We start from the raw sequence: 19584 nt of genomic DNA, 5'->3' as shown, positions 1-19584 counted from the left end.
AGCTGGGAGGGATATGAAATGAAACGATACGGGACATCCATCTGTCTGTTGTTGATTCCCGCATGGATTTCTTCGACTACCTATGCAGGTCAAGGCCTCTTGGCGTGGTTGGGAAGCATGGCACTGATCTTGGCTGCCGCATGGTTCACAAAATTTTTGAAAACCGCCAAGGAATCGGCGGATGAATGAACACTCTCAAAAAGCAGCCCGATATCTCATATTAAACGCCCCGTACCATTGCCGGTCGGGGCGTTCCTCTTTAAACTGAGCTGTCCATTTACGAAGTGGCTGTCTGAGAAGCGGGTTTGGGTTCCTTTTGATTCATCTGAAGGAGCGTAAACAACGGGCGTTCTACACAAGCATGCAATAAACAGCCGATTCCCACCGCCAGTCCTGCTGCTGCCGCATGGGTCCAAGCGAAACCCAGTCGATCGATCATCCCCCAATGGACAGCGGCATGAAAGAGTAACGTCAGTGTGGGGATATGGGTAAGGAAAATCATATAAGCCGAATCGCCCAGCCCGTTCAATAGCCGTGGCAGGGAAGGATTGATCCGCGTTTGGACCAGGGCCAGCCCCAACAAGATCGTGGCCACCGGAATGCCATAGGTAAACGTATCGTCAAGGGGAAGCCATTGACGGTCAGCGTTGGCCCATGCAAAAGCCAAGCCCGCCCCGCCCAGGATCATTAAAGGTACGGGAGCCGGAATTTCCACCTTGTGTACCAGATAGGCGATAAACCCTCCCACAAAAAAGTAGAGATGATACTTGCTGAAAATCCATTGGGTTACCCAATGATTGTCCAGCAATCCACTGGAGAAGTTAATCAGAACCAGCATGAACCAACCGGAGAGGAACACCGTCCCTCTCCCCCTGCCCAGCATGAGCACGACGGCAAACACCAGGTAAAACAAAAGAAGATGGGATAATACGCCCGACAGAGGGTGAATCGGGTGCTCCTGCGGAAGAAGCAACAAACTCTTCCACACCTGGGACGCTTCCAAATCCCGCCCCGTAAAAGTGGAGGCGAAAGGAAGCATCGGAATCAGGATATACCAATAAGGAGGGACAATCCGAATCCAACGTTTAAACAGGAACGTCCATGCGACCGGTTTTTCTCCGATCCGCTCCCGATACCGGGTGAACAAAATGAACCCGCTCAGGAGCAAAAAAAGTCCCATGCCCCGGATCGAACCATCTCCCCCCATCCCAGCCACGCCTCTTCCCCAAGAGAGGAACCGATCTGATTGGCCGAAAACACCACCATCAACAAGGGGAACAAGCCCCTGGCCATGTGTATGCCATTTAACTTGCCGGTCATGGATTCTCCCCTTCTATATGGTAAATAAAACCAACAAAAACGGGCTTGCAGTCGTTATTGTATAAGAAAAAGAGAATCCGTCAAGGCGCCACATCCATTTTTTCTATCCATGAAGCGATTTTACAGGGTTGACACGTCACCTGTCCTTGATTATAATGGCTGGAAAAATCTTTGAAAGCACCGAACTAGGTTTAGCTCCCTTCCATCCGTGATATAATAGTAGTAACCCCAATGGTAACAAACCAAGATCCAATGAGCCTCACTGTAAAGGCGGTGTTACACATGGAAACGTTGCTTTCCAGATTTCAAGACGGGGACTGGGTGAAAGGGAAAACCATTAACGACGAACTGTTTCAAGGATATATCGAATCTATCAATCTTCATCAAAATACAGCCAAGGTTCGGATTATCCAGTCAGATAACCGGCAAATGGTCGGCAAACTGTCCATCAGTACCCTCGACCAGCTGAAACACCACGAGGATACGGCTCTTAACCAAGAAGGACATTTGCTTAATTTTATCGACATGGCCCTTACCACCCATGACAAGGAATGGTTCCTACAATTAACCGATTCCCTGAAGGAACTGCAACGCTGATTAACAATAGATGTCCTTATATTTAAACAGGCTGATCACACACGGTTGTGATCAGCCTGTTTTTTCGGCTCGAACGGCCACTTCCTGACGCGTCTGTATACATCCGTCGGCAACGGTTGCTGCAACAGAAATTCGATCATCCCACGGTCCGCTCCCACCTCGGTTACATATCGAAAGAGAGAATCCGCCTGGTTTCTCCTTCCCATCAGGGCATAAGCGACCGCCCACACTTCCGGACTCCCCACCGGGATCCCGTTCCAGTGAAAACGGGAAACGGTCGGGATCCGACACACTCCCGCATCGGATTGAATCGCAAAGCCTCCGATCAAATCCATTTCCCCTTCCCCACCGAGAATCACCAGACGAAAGGAGCTGGCGAAAAGGGTTCCCCCTTCTCTCCTCTCATAAAGAATTCCCTGCGCTGAGAGAGCATCCTTTACTTCATTCAAGCTGGCTTCAGTGGTTAGATCCCAGTCGTTCACCCTTTTCTGAATGCCCAGCGCATAGAGAAGTCCGCTTCCTCCCAGCGCATGCACAAGATCCGCTTCCTCCATCACTTTGGAAACCCGCTTCAGAAACGGAATGGATGGGATCTTATCCTTTTCACTCCTGTCCATGGTCCAGAATTTCCTTTACCCTGCCTACCTGGCCATCAGTCAGACGAACCTTGATCCCATGGGGATGGGTTGCGGAACGGGTCAAAATCTCCTTCACCACGCCACGGGTCCGTTTACCCGTTCGTTGATCGTGTTTCAGTACAATATCCACCGTCTGACCCGGCTGAATCAAACGGCGCTGCCTGCCGTCCATATGGGTTCCCCCTTTCCTCGCCTCAAAATCACACTGCCGTTGTAACATCACCCGCTCTTCCGCTCAATCTTGGTTGCAGGGAAGTCTATATGAAAAGACGGATGGAGCGCGGCTTTATACCGGCTCTCCATCCGCAACCATTAAACATACATTCCCTTGATTTTCTCCTGGAGAGAGGGATCTTCCAGGTATTCGTCATAGGTGGTCTGCTTATCCACCAAACCTTGTGGTGTAATCTCCATGATGCGATTGGCGACGGAGTGAATCAACTGGTGATCATGGGAAGTGAACAAAATGGTGCCCGGGAATTCTTCCAATCCTTTATTGAGTGCCGTGATCGCTTCCATATCCAGGTGGTTGGTCGGTTCATCCAGAATCAATACGTTGGCGCCGGAGAGCATCATACGCGCCAACAGGCACCGTACTTTTTCACCCCCGGATAAAACATCGGCTTTCTTCATCACTTCCTCACCGGAGAATAGCATGCGGCCCAGGAAGCCCCGAATGAAAGTTTCCGACTGATCAACTGAGTATTGGCGTAACCAATCCACCAGAGTCAGATCCACACCGTCAAAGAAGGCGTTGTGGTCTTTGGGAAAATAAGCCCGGGAGGTGGTGATTCCCCAATGATATTCTCCCTCATCCGCTTCCTGTTCATCGGCCAAGACCTGAAACAGCGTCGTCTTCGCCAACCCGTCGGGTCCGACGAAAGCCACTTTGTCTCCCTTGTTGATGGTAAACGAGACATTTTTCAGCACCGGTAGGCCATCCACCGCTTTGGAGAGCCCTTCCACCCGCAACAGGTCATTGCCCGCTTCCCGTTCCGGCTGAAATTTGATAAAGGGATAGCGGCGGGAGGAAGGCTGTATGTCCTCCAGAGTCAGTTTCTCCAGCAGTTTCTTGCGGGATGTGGCCTGCCGGGCCTTTGATTTGTTGCTGCTGAAGCGTGCGATGAAAGCTTCCAATTGCTTCCGTTTCTCATCGATCTTCTTGTTCTTCTCTTTGGCCATCTGCTGCGCCAGTTGACTGGACTCAAACCAGAAATCGTAATTGCCCACATACAGCTTGATTTCGCCAAAGTCGATATCCGCCATATGCGTACAGACCGTATTGAGGAAATGACGGTCGTGAGAAACGACAATGACGGTGTTGTCAAAGTTGAGGAGAAAATCTTCCAACCAGCGGATCGCCTGAATATCCAGGTGGTTGGTCGGTTCGTCCAGCAGCAGGATGTCCGGCTGGCCGAACAAGGCTTGGGCCAACAGCACCTTCACCTTGTCGTTGCCCTCCAGCTCTTTCATCTTTTTATCATGAAGCTCTTCCGAAATGCCGAGACCAGACAAGAGTTGGGCCGCTTCCGCTTCGGCTTCCCAGCCGTTCAACTCGGCGAATTCCCCTTCCAATTCCGCTGCCCGCACCCCGTCTTCATCGGAAAAATCCGGTTTGGCGTACAGGGCATCCTTCTCCTTCATAATCTGATAGAGACGTTCATGCCCCATCACCACCGTTTCCAATACCGGATGCTCTTCGTATTGGAAATGATCCTGCTTCAACACCGCCAGCCGCTGGCCGGAAGTAAGGATCACCTCTCCCTTGTTGGGTTCCACTTCACCGGAGAGGATTTTAAGAAAAGTAGATTTACCGGCACCGTTGGCTCCGATCAAACCATAACAGTTTCCGGGTGTGAATTTGATATTAACATCCTCAAACAGTTTACGCCCGCCGTAAGCCAGGCCTACTCCTTGTACTTGAATCATAGGAATCCGTCCTCCACCTTTGCAAACTCCCAACCATTGTACCACGAAGACAGAGCAAAAGACTTCTGTACAGAGCGGGGAAAACAGAAAAAAAGCCATCCGGCACCATGCCGATTTGGCTGGATATTCTACCAATCAACAAGAGATCGTTCAGAACATCAGACACAACCGGGTTTCATCTATAAAACGTCACCGACATCTACCGGTGGATGATTCCGCTTCACTATTATCATGATAACACATCTTCCGAATGACACCAATCGATGATTCGAAGTGATGGTTATTCGATTGGAAAACAGGGCATTTGCCGGTTATTTTCGCTTTTCACTGTGGATACGGTTGATATATAATGTGACCGTAATCGACGGAGGATTTTAAACCGCGGGTTACACCTTACACCCATCATGCCTCGTGAGCAAAAGGGATGAGGAGCTCCTCAAATAATTATGGTCAAATGGGAGTGGAAGGATTATGGAGAAACCCGGTTTATGGACGATCTTTTGGACTTATACCCTTATTGGATTGCAAGGCTGGGGTGGTCCGGCTGCTCAAATTCAGGTCATTCATGAGGATGCGGTTGAAAAGAAAAAATGGATTGATAATGAACGGTTTAAAGATGCCTTTGCAGTTTGCGGAATGTTACCGGGACCCGAAGCTGCCGAACTTTGTATGTATGTTGGGTATCGGCAACGTGGCATTCTAGGTGGTATTTTGGCCGGATTAGGATTTATGTTACCCAACTTTATATTAATCACCCTTTTGGCTTGGGCTTATTTTCAATACGCTGCGACCTCTGAAATTGCTCAAAGCTTATTATATGGTGTAAAACCGGTAATGGTTGCGATCGTTTTATTCAGCCTTTACCGAATTGCCCACAAGTTTGGGGTTCTACAGGAGCGTAAAAAAATCTTCATCACCCTATTGATGGTGACATTAACTTTTATTACACGAATGGACCTCATATTTTTGCTATTAGTGATGGGCTTCGTTTATATGATCCTCGTCCGTTCTTTTGAGAATAAAAGATATAGCATCCATGATATGCCGCTCTGGGCAATGACTTCAATCGGAGCGGCATCGGTAACGACTAGTCTGTCCTTATTATTTTTAAAAGTCGGAGCGCTTAGCTTTGGTGGAGCTTACACTGTTTTAGCACTATTACAATTTGAAGCGGTAGATAATTACGGTTGGTTAACCACGGAACAGTATATTGATGGATTAGCGATTAACGAACTGACACCCGGTCCTTTGATTATGGTGGCTGCTTTTGTTGGATATGCTGCATCCGGTTTTTGGGGAGCCATTTTAGCCACTTTTTTCATCTTTTTGCCAGCTTTTTCGATCATACTGATTGGGGCTCCTTACTTTGATAAAATAAGAGAAAACAAAAAATTGAAGCGATATCTAGCGGGTGTGAGCGCTGCTGTCGTTGGTTTAATCGCCAGCTTTCTCATCCGATTATCATTAGACGTTTTTCATGATTGGGGAAGCGTCATGATTGCCGTGATCACTCTGGGATTGTTATTTAAATTAAAATGGAAAATTTGGCAAGTATTCCTATCGGCGTTGGCTTTAGGAATGGTGATGATCCTTATTTAACACCCATAAAGCATCACGATGAAACCCGTTATGGAGGCGGGTTTTTTATTATACCCTCCTCTAAATCATTGAAAATGATGTCTCCGTTTTCTGGCGGCTGATCGGAACCTCATACCAGGGCGGCTTATATCGCGTCTCTTCATTTAAAGGTGGATATTTCCTATGGGATACGATAGATTAAAGTTAAATGAATCGTACTTAAATCCATAACCATGATGGTCCTTGGATAGAAATTCTCCCGTCAAGGGAATGTGGCTATATAGAGAGAGGAGGACCTCACGCCATTGGGATGGATGTCAGAATCATGGGTGGAAGTGGCGGCGGGGATGGCACGGGACTTTCCCTGGATTCGTTGGTTGGTGGTCTCGACCATCCTTGTGCTCTTCGTCCTCTTCCTGATCGTCGCTTATCGTGTCATCCGCGGAGATTGGATCCCTTTTTGGTTTCACCGCTCAGGAGAAACGGGAAATGATTCAAGGAGAGGAACGGATCCTTTCCGAATTGACCCGGCGGTGTTGCACGGTCCTCCGTTGACCGAAACCGCCAGCGGGATGGAGCCCATCACCCGATACATGGGGGAGAAAGATCGACAGATTGACACATTGAAGGAGATTCTGTCCGAGTTGAAACAGGACCAAAAAGCAGAAGCAGACCGGAACACCGACTTTGTCGCCATGATGGAAATCGTGGCGGACGGGGTCTCAAGCGCCCTCACTCACGCATACATTGAACTTGAGAACTCTTTTTCCATCGATTATCCTTATACTATAGACAGTATTCAGTCTGCCATGGCCAACGAAAAAGTGAAAAATCCCGGTGTGGCCGTGTTTGTTCCACACGAAACCGGCCGATTCCTGGTCCCCGTCTCCTGGGTGGGACTGGCGCAATCCTTTGAGGATTACCGTCCTCCGCTCACGGGACATTCACCGGAAGGCCGGACTTGGCTGCATGCCTGCACCTGTAGTTGGGACGATTTAACTAAAACCTCCTTGTATCCCATTCCACCCGCCACTCGTTCCATGATCGCCAGTCCACTGGTGGCCAACGAGGAGAAAGTGGGAGTGCTGGCCGTTTATGCAGAAGTGGAAACCGGGTTTTGGCACCCCATGGATAACCGTCATCTCGCATCCTTTGCCAAGCTGCTCAGTTCGCTCGTCTATCTGGACCGTTACAGCACGCGCGTTCCGAAAGGGGGCAGGGAACGGTGAACGGAAAACCAAGCTTTCATCAGCGATCCAAGGAAATTCACCGCCGGTACCGCGCCGGCCTGATCAGCCGGGAGGAGTATCTGGAGCAAGTGAAAGCCGGCCGTTTTGATCAGGTGATGGAAGACATCGATCGCAAATACGAAAAATATTACAAGATGCTGGAGAAGAACGCTTGATTCCAGGGGACGGTACACCTATTTTCGAAAGTCCCTTGCCACCACTCCCCCTGCCGGGAGTTTTTTTGTTTGTTGGGAAAGGAGGCCGCCATGCTGGACCGTCTGATGGTTTGGTTTTTTATCGGGTTATTGCTAATCGGCGCGATTGTGCTGATGATCGGGTTGCCGCTGGCTGGCCATGCCGCCCTGTTGTGGCTGCTCCAGTCATGGTCCTGGATGGATACCACTGTCACCGCCGAGGCCGCCTATCTCTGGTGGGCTCTGGGCATGTTCTTTTTCCCGCTTTTACCCTTGGCCGCCGTCCAAGTGGTTAACACCGTCCATCTGTGGATTTGGAAGCAACCGCTGCCAAATACAGCCCGTCACCCCTTCTCCGTAGGTCTCAGCCTGTTTGTCCTAGGATTGTATTTCTCCCAGCTGGGCAGCCAAATTACAGCCATCCACTTATCCACACCTGCCGTCATCGCCCTGGCAATGGGTTACACTGCTGTGTTCCAGCTGATTTGCTGGACCCAGCCGACGTGGGTAAGATGGATCAGAAGAGGGTAAAAAATGAGCCCAAAAGCCGCTCCGACAAAGGAGCGGCCCGCATCAGGAACTAACCATCGTCCCATCGTTGACGTGAAGCACTTCTCCGGTTACATACATGGAATCATCCGAGGCCAGATAGACATAAGAAGGTGCCAACTCAAAGGGCTGTCCCGCCCGTTTCATCGGCGTGCCGGCCGGAACCATCCGATACTCCAAGCCCGGTTGGCGACTTTGATGCTGCGGCGGAAACGAAAGGGGAACATCCTTACACACCCTCTAATTCCCGTAATAAGGATCGACCGGATACATCCCAGAACCCCCATCCGTTCTCAGAATAACGGGGTTCTTCGTGTTCAGAAAAAGCCTTCGTCAATCACACAATCCGCTTACGGATAGCGGCGCTCAAGTAGTCGATCAGAACGACGACCACAATGATCACCAACAGGATCATGCCGATTTCCGACCAGTTGCGGTTGGCGACGGCGATCGTGATCAGCGTGCCGATGCCGCCGGCACCGATGATCCCCAGGATGGTGGAGGCGCGGACATCGATTTCAAAGCGATAGATGGCGTAGGACAAAAATTGCGGGATGATTTGCGGAATAATCCCGTAAAACAACGTCTGTGTCTTGTTGGCACCATTGGCGCTCATCGCCTCCACCACGTTCATCTCAATCGCTTCAATCGCTTCCGCGTACAATTTCCCCAGCATCCCGATGGAGTTGATCGCAATCGCCAATACCCCGGCAAAGGGATTGGGACCGACGGCGGCAACGAAAATCAAAGCCAGGAGCAGTTCCGGAAACGTCCGGATCCCGCTGAGGATGCCGCTCCCGATACTGCGCAGCACCCGGTTTTTCACCATGTTGGACGCTGCCAGAAAAGCGATGGGAACCGCCAGGATGGATGCCATTAAGGTGCCGGTGTAGGCGATGAACAAGGTTTCCATCATCTTTTCCATCACTTTTCCGAAAGCGCCGAAATCAGGGGACAGCATCTGCGGAATGACACGGTCCAAATTGTCGATGGTCCGCTCGCTGAATACCCGCTCCCATTTGACGTCGATGCTGGTAAACACCCATAGGTAGAGGGTGGCGACGGCGACGGCGATAATCCAACGGACCGTGATCTGTTTCCAGGTGCGTTTCGGTTTGGGTATGCTCGTCATCGCTCAAACCAACCTCTCTCGGATTTTACCGCTTATATATTCTATCGCCAGTACCACGAAGAAAATAATGAGTATCAACGTCATCACATTGGGATAGCGCAGGAACGCAATCTGCTGCTGCAACAGAAGTCCGATCCCCCCCGCTCCCACAAAACCGAGGACGACAGACGCCCGCACATTAATCTCAAACACATACAGACTAAAGGAGCAAAACTGGGGCAGCACCTGAGGAACGACCGCATAGGCGATGATCTGAAATGCATTCCCTCCGGATGCCCGGATCGCTTCCAACGGCTGCGGATCGATCGACTCGATGGTTTCACTGATGAGCTTGGTCAGGATACCAAAGGAAAAGATGATCAGGGCCAAAATGCCGGAAAAGACACCAATCCCGAAGATGCCGACAAACACCACTGCCAGGATCAGATCAGGGATGGTGCGGAGCGCATTGAGAAAGAGTTTGGCGGGGTGATGGATCCATGGGATGCTGGTCACATTACGGGCCGCCAGCAGGCAAAATGGGATACACAGGATGGCCGCGATGGTGGTGGCGATCACCGCCATCTGGATCGTCTCCAGCAACTTGGGCCATACCTGGGAAACATAATCCCAGTTGGGCGGGAAGAGCTGCCCCACCATGTTCCAAATATGAGGCAATCCGGCGATGAGGTCGGTAACCGTCGATTCGGTTTCAACGGATGTCCACAAGTAGAGGCCAAACACCACCCCGAAAATGAGGGTGATTCGCTTTTTTTCCCTGCCGGAAACGATGCTCCCGGAAAATGGCTCGGCATGGGGGACGGAAACGGTCTTAGGCATGCTGCACTTCTCCTCCCCGCTTGTCCTCCTCACGGATCGGACGACCATAGATTTCTTCAAAGGTTTTTTCCGTCACCTGGCTGGTAGGCCCGTCGAATACCACTTCTCCCGCCCGCATCCCGATAATCCGGTCGGCATACTCCATCGCCATGTCGATGTAGTGCAGATTGACCAAGGTGGTAATATTGTCCTCACGGTTGATCTTTTTCAGGTAACGCATCACCTGATGGGAGGTCGGCGGGTCCAGGCTGGCCACCGGCTCGTCCGCCAAGATGATCGACGGTTGCTGAGTCAATACCCTGGCAATACTGACACGCTGCTGCTGGCCGCCGGAAAGCTGATCCGCCCGTTGGTACACCTTTTCCTCAATATTCACCCGCTTCAGACTCTCATAAGCGAGGTTGACATCTTCCTTGGGGTACAGATTCAGAATACTGCGGATGGTGCCGGTATGCCCCAGACGGCCGGAAATCACATTTCTCATCACCGAGGAACGTTTCACCAGGTTGTAGTTTTGAAAAATAATACCCACTTTGGTTCGGAGTCGACGCAGCTGTTTTCCCTTGTAGGAGATGATGTTCTCTCCATCCACCCACAGTTGACCATCGGTGGGAGTAACCAAGCGGTTGATACTGCGGATCAAGGTGGATTTCCCCGCTCCGGAAAGCCCCACCACCACAATAAATTCCCCTTCGCCGATGGATAGGTTGACGTTTTTCAAGCCTTGCGTCCCATTGGGATAGACCAGCGAAACATCTTTAAACTGAATCACGGCCGTCACTCCTGACTGATTTTGGTGATCACGCGAAAAAAGGGTCTCCTAACGGAGAACCCCTTTTTCGCGAGAGCGAGGAAATCCTTCCCCTGGATGGATCAGCTGCCGTCGAGATCGATGGAGTCCTCAAACTTTTTAAAGGTATCGCGGACGATGTCAAAATCCTCATCCGCCGCTTCACGGATGGCATCCCAGTTGTACACGTCATTCATGATTTGAATCATCTCTTCGTTGTCGTTGAAACGGAGAAACGCCTGCTGGATTTTTTGTACCAGTTCGTCATCCAGATTTTTGGTGACAGAGATGGTGTCATTGGGAATCTCATCCGTATATTCAATCACTTCCAACTTATCCATGATATCCGGGTAATCCTCTTCCAAGCCAGTCCGCGCATCTTCAAAGGTGGTGGCCACATCGGCCTCCCCTTCGTAAACGGTGATCAGAGCGTTGTCATGACTACCGGCCTGTACCACTTCACCAAAAAACTGGGTCGTCGGATCTTTTACGTCAAACTCGTCCATGATCTGAGCGGCCGGGAACAGGTAGCCGCTGGTGGAGGCAGCATCCACATACGCCCACGTTTTCCCTTTTAAGTCCTTCAGGGATTGGATGCCGGAATCCCCCTGCACCACGTATTGGGCACGATAGGTATCACTACCGTGACGCTCTGATTTTAAAATGACTTCCACCCCGTGTTTCTCATTGGCCAGCACATACCCGAATGCCGGAATAAATCCGATCTGCACCTGATTGCTGCCCATCGCTTCCACCAAGGCGGAGTAGTTGGTCATCACCCGGCCTTCCACTTCGATCCCCAGTTCCTCGGACAATTGCTCCGCCAACGGCTGAACCGTATCGGCTATTTTATCAGAATCTTGAGACGGAACGAACCCCATGACCAGCTTATCCGGGTTTCCTCCGTCGCCATCAGCCCCCTGACCGCCGCAAGCCGCCAATACGGCCACCATGGTCAGAGACAACAGTACAGATAATACCTTTTTCATAGTACCCCCTCCGAGAATGTAGGAATCAACCCCACGCGAGTGTACATATCCCATATCGATTTTCGACTAAAACCATATTAAGTTTATATTAATTCTTCAATGAAATCCAGAATCTTTTCAAACAATCGGAAATCCAGTATAGTGTTATCTGCGAAGAGAAAGGCGGGATTCTTTGAAAAACGAATGGTTCAATGTCCGTTTGATAATTTTTGACCTGGATGGAACCCTGTATGAAGATACAAACCACTTTGAGTATTTTGCTTCGCTGTTAAAACAAATGATTCCTTCCGATCGGCAAGCCGCCTTTGAAAGCACTTATCGACAAATACTGGCGGGCGATCATCCCGTTTCCATCGGCAAGGCCTATGACCTGAAGCAGGATGCCGTCCTCACCCTGGATCCGATCACCCTGCGGGCAGCATCCGTCTGTGACTGGGACGGAAACCCCTGGACCCCGAATCGCGTTCAGGATACGTATCCCGAACCGGTTACCCTCGATTTTGAAAACATCGTCGCCATCGGGGACGGTTGGTGGCTTCCCTTTGCCGTCGCCAAACATTACGGAGCGGGGAACACCTATCCCGCATATGTAAAAACCAAAGAGTATTTGACGGCTCACGAACACCTCCTTACGCGCACTCCCGGACTCCGGAGCTGGCTGGAACAGCAAGGAAAATCGAAATCCCTGGTGTTAGTTACCAACAGCGAACAGGATGACGTTCAGCGTTTGCTCTCCCAGCTGGATCTGTCAGGAGTCTTCCATCAAGTGGTGACGGACGCCCGCAAACCCGCCGGCACGACGGCGATCTTTCAAAACCTGCTGAAAGAACACGGCGTTCTGCCGGAAGAGGCGGTCTCCATCGGAGACAATTTCTTAAACGAAGTGGCTCCTGCCCTTCACCTGGGAATGAAAGCCGTCCTGCTGCAGCCGACCCCGGCTCCATTTGCTCATGATCGGTTATGGGTGGTAAGAAGCATACGCGATCTTTTTTGAGGATCAAGGATTGCCCACCCTCTCGGAATGGATGGCAAAAGATCAAAAACAACAAAGCCGAGGGATTGATCCCTCGGCTTTGTTGACTATTCCTTTTTTCCTCGTTACTTGGTAGTCAAGAACCATCCGGAATCGATGATCCCTCCTCCCGTGTAAATGCGGCTACACATTCCACATGGTGTGTATGGGGAAAGAGGTCCACCGGTTGCACCTCATTCGTGACATAGCCCTGATCCGCCAGGATGGCCGCATCCCGGGCCAGGGTGGCCGGGTTGCAGGATACGTAGATGAGCCGCTCCGGCTCCATCCGCACCGCCGCTTCCAACAGTTCCGGGGCACACCCTTTCCGCGGCGGATCCACCACGATTACATCCGGTCGTATTCCTTCATCCGCCCAGCGCGGCATGATCTCTTCAGCCGCCCCTACTTCAAAAGAAGCGTGTATAATTCCATTTAGTTCCGCATTGAGCCGGGCATCTTCCACCGCTTGCTCCACCGATTCCACGCCCAACACCCGTCCTGCATCACGGGCCAGGTAGAGGCCGATCGTGCCGATGCCGCAATAAGCATCCACCACCGTTTCCCCTCCGGTTAACGCGGCTCGGCGACGCACTTCCTCATATAATACGACCGTCTGATCCGGGTTCACCTGGAAAAAGGAATGGGGAGAAATACGGAAGCGGACCGGTCCGATGGCATCTTCGATCCACCCCTTCCCCCACAGCACGCGATTCTCCTTTCCGAGGACCGTATTGCTCCGACGGGGGTGAATATTTTGCACCACGGAAGCCAACCCGGGAACACGCTTTTCCAGCCGGGTGAGCAGCTCCCGCTTCCGGGGGAGACGCGGACCATTGGTGACCAGCACCACCATCACCTCTTTCGTCCGTTTCCCCGTTCGGACCATCACATGCCGCAACAGACCGCGGTGTAACCGCTCCTCATAAGGCGGAATGTCCAGCTCCCGGACGATGTCGATCACGGCCTGAATGGTTTGATCATTGGTTTCCTGTTGAATGAAACAACTTTCATAGGGAACGATTTCATGGGTACCGGCGGCGTAAAACCCCGCCACCGTCTCCCCTCGCCTTCCACTAAAGGGAACTTGTGCTTTATTCCGATAGTGCCAGGGCTGTTCCATCCCCATCACGGGCAACACCTTTACCCCTTCCATTCCCGCGATCCGTGAAAAACTGTCGGCCACCTGGCGCTCTTTCATCCGCAATTGCGCCGGATAAGCCAGGTGTTGCAGCTGACAGCCCCCACACTGCTCAAAAATGGGACAGAATGGATCCACACGGTCCGGGCTGGTTTCTTCCCACTCCTCCACCCGGGCATGTGCATATGTTTTTTTCACTTTTTGCACCTGTACACGAACTCGTTCCCCTGGCAAAGCGGAAGGGACAAAAACGGTAAACCCGTTCACCTTGCCTACGCCGTCACCGGTATGGCTCTGGTTATCGATGTCGATCGTGATCCGGTCGCCCGGATCAACCGGAGGTTGTCTTTGTTTCATCTCAATGTTCTCCCCGCCGATGACGAAGTTTTTTCCATTTGCCTGAAGGAGCCTGGTTCTCTGCGGGACACAAGACGGATAAATGGCCGGCGAGGGTTTCAAAACGGCCGGCCAAATCGCCGCCCCATTCCCCGTCCAGATTAAGTTTCATCGGTTTATCGGAAATAACCTCCAACCGGTCCGTCTGGAAATAAAGGACCCGTTCATCATCTAAATGCTCCCCTTTCAAGACCGATCCCACGAGATGGACCAATTCCGGCAGACTGGCTTTGCGAACCACCAACACATCCAATAACCCGTCTCCGATGTCGGCTTGAGCCGCCAGTTGATCGAATCCGCCGATGGAAGGGCTGTTGGCGACAATAATCAGATAGATCTCGTCTTCCACTATTTTTTGCGGAGACTCCAACCGGACCCGGAAAGGGCGCAGCAACGTCCCTAGCTTCTCCAACCCCTTGGCATAATAAGCGAATTGGCCCAGAACCGTTTTTAATCGGCTGGGTGTCTGATGGGTGACTTCCGTCAAGAAACCGGCGGCAGCTACATTGATAAAGTAGTGGTTTTGTACACGCCCCACATCCATGGGACAGGCTCGCCCCTCTCCGATCACCTCGCAGGCGGCCACCATGTCACGTGGAAGGTGCAACGCCCGGGCCAAGTCGTTGCTGGTTCCGCTGGGGATAATGCCTAATTGCGGCCGGGAGGAAAAAGGGGCCAGGCCGTTGACCACTTCGTGAATTGTTCCATCTCCACCGGCGGCAATCACGATATCAAACCCCCGCTTAACCGCTTCAGCCGCAGCATGAGAGGCATCACCGGGATGACGGGTAGCGTGACAGGACGTCTCCAGTCCCTTCTCCTCCAGCCGCTGCAAGATCCGCGGCAATTGCCTTTCGATTCCTTCCTTTCCTGCCGTCGGATTATAAATCAGGCGCGCACGCTTCATGATGAACCTCCTTTTCCACTGGGATCGTAACTTGCCAACCAACCGCATACCTTTGGAAACAAAGAGAAAGGAGGCCAGACGGGTGGAATCCTCTCATCAAAACGATCCGGTAATCCCAACGGAAACCCCGTGCCAACCCCTTCGCCTGCGGGAAGCCCGCCAAGCCCTGGAGCATACACTGGTTGCGGACGCGATTTTATTCACCTTGGACGAACAATGGGCCCAGATCGACGGGATCGGCGATCTGCCCGGCCTCTCCTCTTTTCGCCGCAACCACGAACGGGCAGCCACTCTCCATACCGCCGCCCGGGGCTGTCTGGAACGGATGGCAGGGGGAGATTGGCATGAGAGTATCATCCGGATGCTGATAATCCGTATGTATGAAGGTCGCCACTATGATTCCCTGAAGCGAGGCAACTTGCTGGAAGCTTGCCGCTCGGTCTCCCGTGAATGGCAAGTGGTGTTGGAAAACGGTGTCCGATGGCTCCAGTTCAGTGACGAGGCCTGGCGGGATGCGATGGTCTTATCCCAGGAGGCTGTCGGCGGAAAGCGTTGGAGTGTGCTGGCTCCTGATTGGAAAGAGAAATAACACCTCGATGTATTCTTTTCATTTTTATTACCGTTTCCGGCCGCCCGCAATCCGGTTACCCATATTCACATGGGGAAGATGTTCTTAGGTTACCATAATTGCCGGGTGAAAGCCCATGTCGTGGACGGCGCCGCATGGAAACAGGGAGCCGGCGGCTCCCTGTTTACCACTGATGAAACCCGGCAGGATTACTAATGGAAACCACATCCCGCATGACCGCCTGATCTTGGCTCACCTGCTCCCGGGCCTCCTGTAAACGCTCCTGCATGGCAGGATCCACATCCGCCTGCCCCTGGTACTGATCCAACTCCTCCTGAGCCTGTTCCAACAGAGCCTGGGCTTGTCTCAGCACCTGAGGATCTGCCAGGTTCCGAGCCTCTTTTACCGCCTCACTGGCCTGTTTCGCTGCCTGAAGGGCAGCCTCCAACTCGTTGGACACACTGTTGCCCCCTTTTACGCGCGCATCTTTCGCGCGTTCGTCAAACAGTGTGCCTCGCCGTGACTTAGTTTATAATCCCCTGGAAAAAAGCCCGTCCGAAGGGACGAGCTTTTCATCATTGGGGAATTCGCCTGCGGGCCTGGAGGGCAAACCAGGAAAAGAGCAGGCTTACCAATCCGAAAATCACCCCGTTTTCCACGTAAAAAAACTGAACCAGCGCGTTTCCCAACAGAAGAAGCGCCAACATCACATAGATACGGCGGGAAAAGGGGTTGCCGCGAAACTCGAACAGGATGACGAAAAAGTAGAGCGCGATCACGAAGTAATGGACCGCGACAGGGGGCTCATCCTGGAGATATCTTGCTCCGAAAAACAAGAAAAACACCACGATCGCCCCGTACAAAATCTGCATCAAAAACACCTCATTCATTCACCGGAACATTACAATCCGATTTGGTCCCGGATCAGCTGGTTAACCAGCTGGGGGTTCGCCTTTCCTTTCGTCGCTTTCATCACTTGTCCCACCAAGAAGCCCAACGCCCGATCCTTTCCGTTTTTCAAATCGGCGATGGATTGGGGATTGGCCTCAAGCACTTGCGTGACAATTTCTTTTAGTTTTCCTTCGTCGCTGATTTGCACCCATCCTTTTTCCTCAACAATCCGCTTGGGGTCTCCCCCTTTTACCACCAGCTCTTTAAATACTTTTTTACCGATCGTGTTGCTGATGGTTCCCTCCTCAATCAAGCGGATCATGGCAGCCAGGGAATCGGAACGGATGGCCGTCTCCTCCAGCTCTTTGCCCTCTGTGTTGAGATAACCCAACAGTTCGCCGGAAATCCAGTTGGCGGCTGCTTTGGGATCGGCACCTGCACCCACCGTCTCCTCAAAGAAACCGGCCACGCGGGGGGTTGCCGTCAACAGGCTGGCATCATAGTCGGACAGGCCGTAATCAGACCGATAGCGGGCTTTTCGGGCATCCGGCAATTCGGGGAGAGAGTTTGCCACCCGTTCGCGCCAGTCGGCACCGATATGAAGCTGGACCAGATCCGGCTCCGGAAAGTACCGGTAATCATGGGCTTCTTCCTTGCTCCGCATCACCTTGGTTCGATTCTCGTTTTCCAGCCAACGCATCGTCTGCTGTACAATGGTGCCCCCTTGGGAAAGCACCTCCGCCTGCCGCTTCTCTTCAAATTCCAACGCCCGTTCCACATTGCGGAAGGAATTGAGGTTTTTCATCTCCGTCTTGGTGCCGAAGGTGGTAGAGCCCGCCGGGCGGAGACTGATGTTGGCATCGCAACGAAGCGAACCTTCTTCCATTTTCACATCGGAGACACCGGTGTACAACAGGATCTGTTTCAGCTTTTCCAGATAAGCCCGGCCTTCTTCAGGCGAACGCATATCCGGTTCCGAAACGATCTCGATCAGGGGTACCCCCACTCGGTTGTAGTCCACCAGGGAACCTCCTCCTTGTTCGGAGTGGTTCAACTTCCCCGCATCCTCTTCCAGGTGAACCCTTGTGATCCCGATCCGCTTCCTTTCGCCCCTCACCTCGATCTCCAGCCATCCGTTTTGCCCGATGGGTTGATCGTACTGAGAGATTTGATACGCCTTGGGCAAATCGGGATAAAAATAGTTTTTACGATCAAACTTGCTGGTTTCAGCAATCTCGCAGTTAAGGGCTAAAGCCGCTTTTATCGCAAATTCCACCGCTTGTTTGTTCAATACCGGCAATACACCGGGATGTCCCAAACAAACCGGACAGGTATGGGTATTGGGAGGGGCCCCGAACTCGGTGGAACATCCACAAAAAATCTTCGTCCGGGTGGACAGTTCCGCATGAACCTCCAGGCCGATCACGGTTTCAAATTGGCTCACGATACACCACCTCCCGCTTGCGGTTCAGGCAACCGTTCCGAATGTTGTTCAAAAGCATGGGCAACCCGGAGAACGCCTGACTCGTCAAAGGGCTTGCCCACAATTTGCAACCCTACCGGCAATCCATCGGATAAACCGCAGGGAACGCTGATCGCCGGCAGACCTGCCAGGCTGACCGGAATCGTGCAAATATCATTCAGATACATGGTGAGGGGATCGTCCACCTTCTCACCCATGGGGAATGCCGTCGTTGGTGCCGTCGGTCCCACCACGACATCATACGTTTGAAAAATCGATTCAAAATCCTGCCGGATCAGGGTCCGCACTTGCTGCGCTTTCCGGTAGTAAGCATCGTAATAACCGGAGGATAGAGCGTAGGTTCCCAACATGATCCGCCGCTTGACTTCATCCCCAAAGCCGGTGCTGCGGGTGCGGTGGAACATGTCCAACAGGTTGTCCCCCTCTACCCGTACTCCGTATCGTACTCCGTCATAACGGGCCAGGTTGGAAGAAGCCTCCGCCGGTGCCAGCAGATAATAGGTGGCAACCGCATATTCCGCATGAGGAAGAGACACTTCCTCTACGGTTGCCCCCAGCCCTTCCAGCCGTTTCAAGGCCTCCTGGACGCGCTGTTTGACGCCGGCGTCGATCCCTTCCCCCATTAATTCTCTGGGAACGGCCACTTTTAATCCCCGGATCTCCCCCGTCAACGAAGCAAGATAATCCGGTACATCCACCTTGGCCGAAGTGGAATCCTTGGGATCGTGTCCGGCGATGGTGGAGAGTACCATGGCCGCATCTTCCACATTGCGGGTAAGGGGACCGATCTGATCCAGAGAAGAGGCAAATGCAATCAACCCGAAGCGGGACACCCGTCCATAGGTGGGTTTCAATCCGACCACCCCGCAAAACGCCGCGGGCTGCCGGATGGAACCGCCGGTGTCGGACCCCAAGGCAAACGTAACCTGCCCCGATGCCACCGCCGCCGCAGAGCCGCCGCTGGATCCCCCTGGAACCCGGTCCGGATTCCACGGGTTTCGAACCGGGTGAAAACCGGAGTTTTCATTGGATGAACCCATGCCAAACTCATCCATGTTGGTCTTCCCCATCATATTGGCCCCGGCATCATTCAGCTTTTCTATGACCACGGCATCGTAAATAGGGGTGTAATCGCCCAGGATGCGACTCCCGGCAGTAGTGAGCACCCCCCTGGTACTGATGTTGTCCTTGATGCCCATGGGTACCGCTGCGAGGGGACGATCCGCCACCCCGCTCTCATCGAGGGCGCGCGCCCGTTCCCGCACCCCTTCCTCATCCACTTGCAAAAACGCTCCCAGCTTCCCATCCATTTCCTGAATGCAGTTTAGGGATGCGTCCGCCAGATCCTGTGCAGTGATCTCTTTTTGTATCACCCGTTTATGTAAATCACGGATGGATTCTTTGATCAGCGACATATTCTCC

General features: G+C 52.4%; 23 protein-coding genes and 1 pseudogene. 8 read left to right on the top strand and 16 right to left on the bottom strand.

The annotated features are described in order from the left end of the window. Positions 1-18 precede the first annotated feature (18 nt). Positions 19-189, top strand: a complete 171-nt coding sequence (locus tag JOE21_RS08755) for a hypothetical protein (RefSeq protein ID WP_309864861.1) — start codon at positions 19-21, stop codon at positions 187-189. Positions 190-277: 88 nt separating this feature from the next. Here JOE21_RS08755 and JOE21_RS08750 read toward each other — a convergent pair whose 3' ends face one another. Together JOE21_RS08750 and JOE21_RS08745 are read right to left on the bottom strand one after the other, a co-directional pair. Then, positions 278-1207 carry an acyltransferase family protein gene (locus JOE21_RS08750; protein WP_309864860.1) on the bottom strand — a complete coding sequence of 310 codons (930 nt, stop codon included), beginning with the start codon at positions 1205-1207 and terminating at the stop codon, positions 278-280. Next, on the bottom strand, positions 1159-1320 hold the full coding sequence (locus tag JOE21_RS08745) for a hypothetical protein (RefSeq protein ID WP_309864859.1): 162 nt from the start codon (positions 1318-1320) through the stop codon (positions 1159-1161). Before JOE21_RS08745 ends, JOE21_RS08750 begins: the two co-directional genes overlap by 49 nt. A gap of 282 nt (positions 1321-1602) precedes the next feature. Here JOE21_RS08745 and JOE21_RS08740 point away from each other — a divergent pair, with 282 nt between their 5' ends. After that, entirely contained in the window at positions 1603-1917 is a 315-nt protein-coding gene (locus JOE21_RS08740) for an IDEAL domain-containing protein (RefSeq protein ID WP_309864858.1), read from the top strand. 35 nt (positions 1918-1952) lie between these two features. On the opposite strand, the gene JOE21_RS08735 is transcribed toward JOE21_RS08740, so the two are convergent. From JOE21_RS08735 to JOE21_RS08725, 3 genes are all read right to left on the bottom strand, one after another. Beyond that, a complete protein-coding gene (locus tag JOE21_RS08735; RefSeq protein ID WP_309864857.1) occupies positions 1953-2534 on the bottom strand; it encodes a hypothetical protein in 582 nt (193 codons plus the stop codon). Beyond that, positions 2521-2727 carry a YwbE family protein gene (locus JOE21_RS08730; RefSeq protein WP_309864856.1) on the bottom strand — a complete coding sequence of 69 codons (207 nt, stop codon included), beginning with the start codon at positions 2725-2727 and terminating at the stop codon, positions 2521-2523. The genes JOE21_RS08735 and JOE21_RS08730 overlap by 14 nt, the downstream gene beginning before the upstream one ends. 140 nt (positions 2728-2867) lie before the next feature. Further along, positions 2868-4484 (bottom strand): ABC-F family ATP-binding cassette domain-containing protein, encoded by a 1617-nt coding sequence (locus tag JOE21_RS08725; protein WP_309864855.1) that lies wholly within the window; start codon positions 4482-4484, stop codon positions 2868-2870. 471 nt (positions 4485-4955) lie between these two features. On the opposite strand from JOE21_RS08725, the gene chrA reads away from it, so the two are divergent. From chrA to JOE21_RS08705, 4 genes are all read left to right on the top strand, one after another. Next, complete coding sequence (chrA, locus tag JOE21_RS08720) at positions 4956-6083, top strand: chromate efflux transporter (RefSeq protein WP_309864854.1); 1128 nt, start codon at positions 4956-4958, stop codon at positions 6081-6083. Positions 6084-6367: 284 nt separating this feature from the next. Beyond that, positions 6368-7291, top strand: a complete 924-nt coding sequence (locus JOE21_RS08715) for a hypothetical protein (RefSeq protein ID WP_309864853.1) — start codon at positions 6368-6370, stop codon at positions 7289-7291. Continuing rightward, entirely contained in the window at positions 7288-7467 is a 180-nt protein-coding gene (locus tag JOE21_RS08710; protein WP_309864852.1) for a hypothetical protein, read from the top strand. The genes JOE21_RS08715 and JOE21_RS08710 overlap by 4 nt, the downstream gene beginning before the upstream one ends. A gap of 69 nt (positions 7468-7536) precedes the next feature. After that, positions 7537-8016, top strand: coding sequence for a hypothetical protein (locus tag JOE21_RS08705; RefSeq protein WP_309864850.1), 480 nt, complete (start codon positions 7537-7539; stop codon positions 8014-8016). Positions 8017-8058: 42 nt separating this feature from the next. Here the strand turns inward: JOE21_RS08705 and JOE21_RS08700 are convergent. The 5 genes and pseudogenes from JOE21_RS08700 to JOE21_RS08680 all read right to left on the bottom strand — a co-directional run. Then, positions 8059-8190, bottom strand: a pseudogene (locus JOE21_RS08700) (SDR family oxidoreductase); the annotation flags it as partial. Between the two features lie 181 nt (positions 8191-8371). Next, on the bottom strand, positions 8372-9166 hold the full coding sequence (gene phnE, locus JOE21_RS08695) for a phosphonate ABC transporter, permease protein PhnE (protein ID WP_309864848.1): 795 nt from the start codon (positions 9164-9166) through the stop codon (positions 8372-8374). Positions 9167-9169: 3 nt separating this feature from the next. Beyond that, positions 9170-9985 (bottom strand): phosphonate ABC transporter, permease protein PhnE, encoded by an 816-nt coding sequence (gene phnE, locus JOE21_RS08690; protein ID WP_309864846.1) that lies wholly within the window; start codon positions 9983-9985, stop codon positions 9170-9172. Then, positions 9978-10757: a phosphonate ABC transporter ATP-binding protein gene (gene phnC, locus JOE21_RS08685; RefSeq protein WP_309864844.1), complete on the bottom strand. Its 780-nt coding sequence runs from the start codon at positions 10755-10757 to the stop codon at positions 9978-9980. The genes phnE (JOE21_RS08690) and phnC overlap by 8 nt, the downstream gene beginning before the upstream one ends. 101 nt (positions 10758-10858) lie before the next feature. Further along, entirely contained in the window at positions 10859-11764 is a 906-nt protein-coding gene (locus tag JOE21_RS08680; RefSeq protein ID WP_309864842.1) for a phosphate/phosphite/phosphonate ABC transporter substrate-binding protein, read from the bottom strand. 172 nt (positions 11765-11936) lie between these two features. Here JOE21_RS08680 and JOE21_RS08675 point away from each other — a divergent pair, with 172 nt between their 5' ends. Then, entirely contained in the window at positions 11937-12758 is an 822-nt protein-coding gene (locus JOE21_RS08675; protein WP_309864840.1) for an HAD family hydrolase, read from the top strand. Positions 12759-12873: 115 nt separating this feature from the next. Here the strand turns inward: JOE21_RS08675 and rlmD are convergent, their stop codons facing one another. Next, positions 12874-14274, bottom strand: coding sequence for a 23S rRNA (uracil(1939)-C(5))-methyltransferase RlmD (gene rlmD, locus JOE21_RS08670; protein ID WP_309864838.1), 1401 nt, complete (start codon positions 14272-14274; stop codon positions 12874-12876). A 1-nt stretch (position 14275) separates the two neighbouring features. Next, complete coding sequence (locus JOE21_RS08665) at positions 14276-15220, bottom strand: diacylglycerol kinase (protein WP_309864837.1); 945 nt, start codon at positions 15218-15220, stop codon at positions 14276-14278. A gap of 82 nt (positions 15221-15302) precedes the next feature. Here JOE21_RS08665 and JOE21_RS08660 point away from each other — a divergent pair, with 82 nt between their 5' ends. Further along, positions 15303-15809: a hypothetical protein gene (locus JOE21_RS08660; RefSeq protein WP_309864836.1), complete on the top strand. Its 507-nt coding sequence runs from the start codon at positions 15303-15305 to the stop codon at positions 15807-15809. A gap of 163 nt (positions 15810-15972) precedes the next feature. Here JOE21_RS08660 and JOE21_RS08655 read toward each other — a convergent pair whose 3' ends face one another. The 4 genes from JOE21_RS08655 to gatA form a co-directional block, all read right to left on the bottom strand. Further along, the gene (locus JOE21_RS08655; RefSeq protein ID WP_309864834.1) at positions 15973-16248 is read right to left on the bottom strand and encodes a hypothetical protein; all 276 of its coding nucleotides are present in this window, start codon (positions 16246-16248) and stop codon (positions 15973-15975) included. Between the two features lie 115 nt (positions 16249-16363). Further along, positions 16364-16660 (bottom strand): hypothetical protein, encoded by a 297-nt coding sequence (locus JOE21_RS08650; RefSeq protein ID WP_309864833.1) that lies wholly within the window; start codon positions 16658-16660, stop codon positions 16364-16366. A gap of 29 nt (positions 16661-16689) precedes the next feature. Beyond that, complete coding sequence (gene gatB / locus JOE21_RS08645) at positions 16690-18123, bottom strand: Asp-tRNA(Asn)/Glu-tRNA(Gln) amidotransferase subunit GatB (RefSeq protein WP_309864832.1); 1434 nt, start codon at positions 18121-18123, stop codon at positions 16690-16692. Beyond that, positions 18120-19577: an Asp-tRNA(Asn)/Glu-tRNA(Gln) amidotransferase subunit GatA gene (gene gatA, locus JOE21_RS08640; protein ID WP_309864831.1), complete on the bottom strand. Its 1458-nt coding sequence runs from the start codon at positions 19575-19577 to the stop codon at positions 18120-18122. The genes gatB and gatA overlap by 4 nt, the downstream gene beginning before the upstream one ends. Between the last annotated feature and the right edge of the window lie 7 nt (positions 19578-19584).

The organism is Desmospora profundinema, assembly GCF_031454155.1.
Lineage (GTDB): Bacteria > Bacillota > Bacilli > Thermoactinomycetales > DSM-45169 > Desmospora > Desmospora profundinema.
Note: the sequence above shows the minus strand (reverse complement) of the source record. Positions and strands in the feature narration are given on the sequence as shown.

Bases quoted from the DNA above. Each gene is read 5' to 3' on its own strand.
- JOE21_RS08730 (WP_309864856.1), bottom strand. From the start codon at position 2,727: ATGGACGGCAGGCAGCGCCGTTTGATTCAGCCGGGTCAGACGGTGGAT.
- gatA (WP_309864831.1), bottom strand. From the start codon at position 19,577: ATGTCGCTGATCAAAGAATCCATCCGTGATTTACATAAACGGGTGATA.
- JOE21_RS08750 (WP_309864860.1), bottom strand. From the start codon at position 1,207: ATGGGGGGAGATGGTTCGATCCGGGGCATGGGACTTTTTTTGCTCCTG.
- JOE21_RS08725 (WP_309864855.1), bottom strand. From the start codon at position 4,484: ATGATTCAAGTACAAGGAGTAGGCCTGGCTTACGGCGGGCGTAAACTG.
- JOE21_RS08740 (WP_309864858.1), top strand. From the start codon at position 1,603: ATGGAAACGTTGCTTTCCAGATTTCAAGACGGGGACTGGGTGAAAGGG.
- chrA (WP_309864854.1), top strand. From the start codon at position 4,956: ATGGAGAAACCCGGTTTATGGACGATCTTTTGGACTTATACCCTTATT.
- JOE21_RS08745 (WP_309864859.1), bottom strand. From the start codon at position 1,320: ATGACCGGCAAGTTAAATGGCATACACATGGCCAGGGGCTTGTTCCCC.
- JOE21_RS08755 (WP_309864861.1), top strand. From the start codon at position 19: ATGAAACGATACGGGACATCCATCTGTCTGTTGTTGATTCCCGCATGG.
- JOE21_RS08735 (WP_309864857.1), bottom strand. From the start codon at position 2,534: ATGGACAGGAGTGAAAAGGATAAGATCCCATCCATTCCGTTTCTGAAG.
- JOE21_RS08650 (WP_309864833.1), bottom strand. From the start codon at position 16,660: ATGCAGATTTTGTACGGGGCGATCGTGGTGTTTTTCTTGTTTTTCGGA.
- phnE (WP_309864846.1), bottom strand. From the start codon at position 9,985: ATGCCTAAGACCGTTTCCGTCCCCCATGCCGAGCCATTTTCCGGGAGC.
- JOE21_RS08680 (WP_309864842.1), bottom strand. From the start codon at position 11,764: ATGAAAAAGGTATTATCTGTACTGTTGTCTCTGACCATGGTGGCCGTA.
- rlmD (WP_309864838.1), bottom strand. From the start codon at position 14,274: ATGAAACAAAGACAACCTCCGGTTGATCCGGGCGACCGGATCACGATC.
- phnE (WP_309864848.1), bottom strand. From the start codon at position 9,166: ATGACGAGCATACCCAAACCGAAACGCACCTGGAAACAGATCACGGTC.
- JOE21_RS08665 (WP_309864837.1), bottom strand. From the start codon at position 15,220: ATGAAGCGTGCGCGCCTGATTTATAATCCGACGGCAGGAAAGGAAGGA.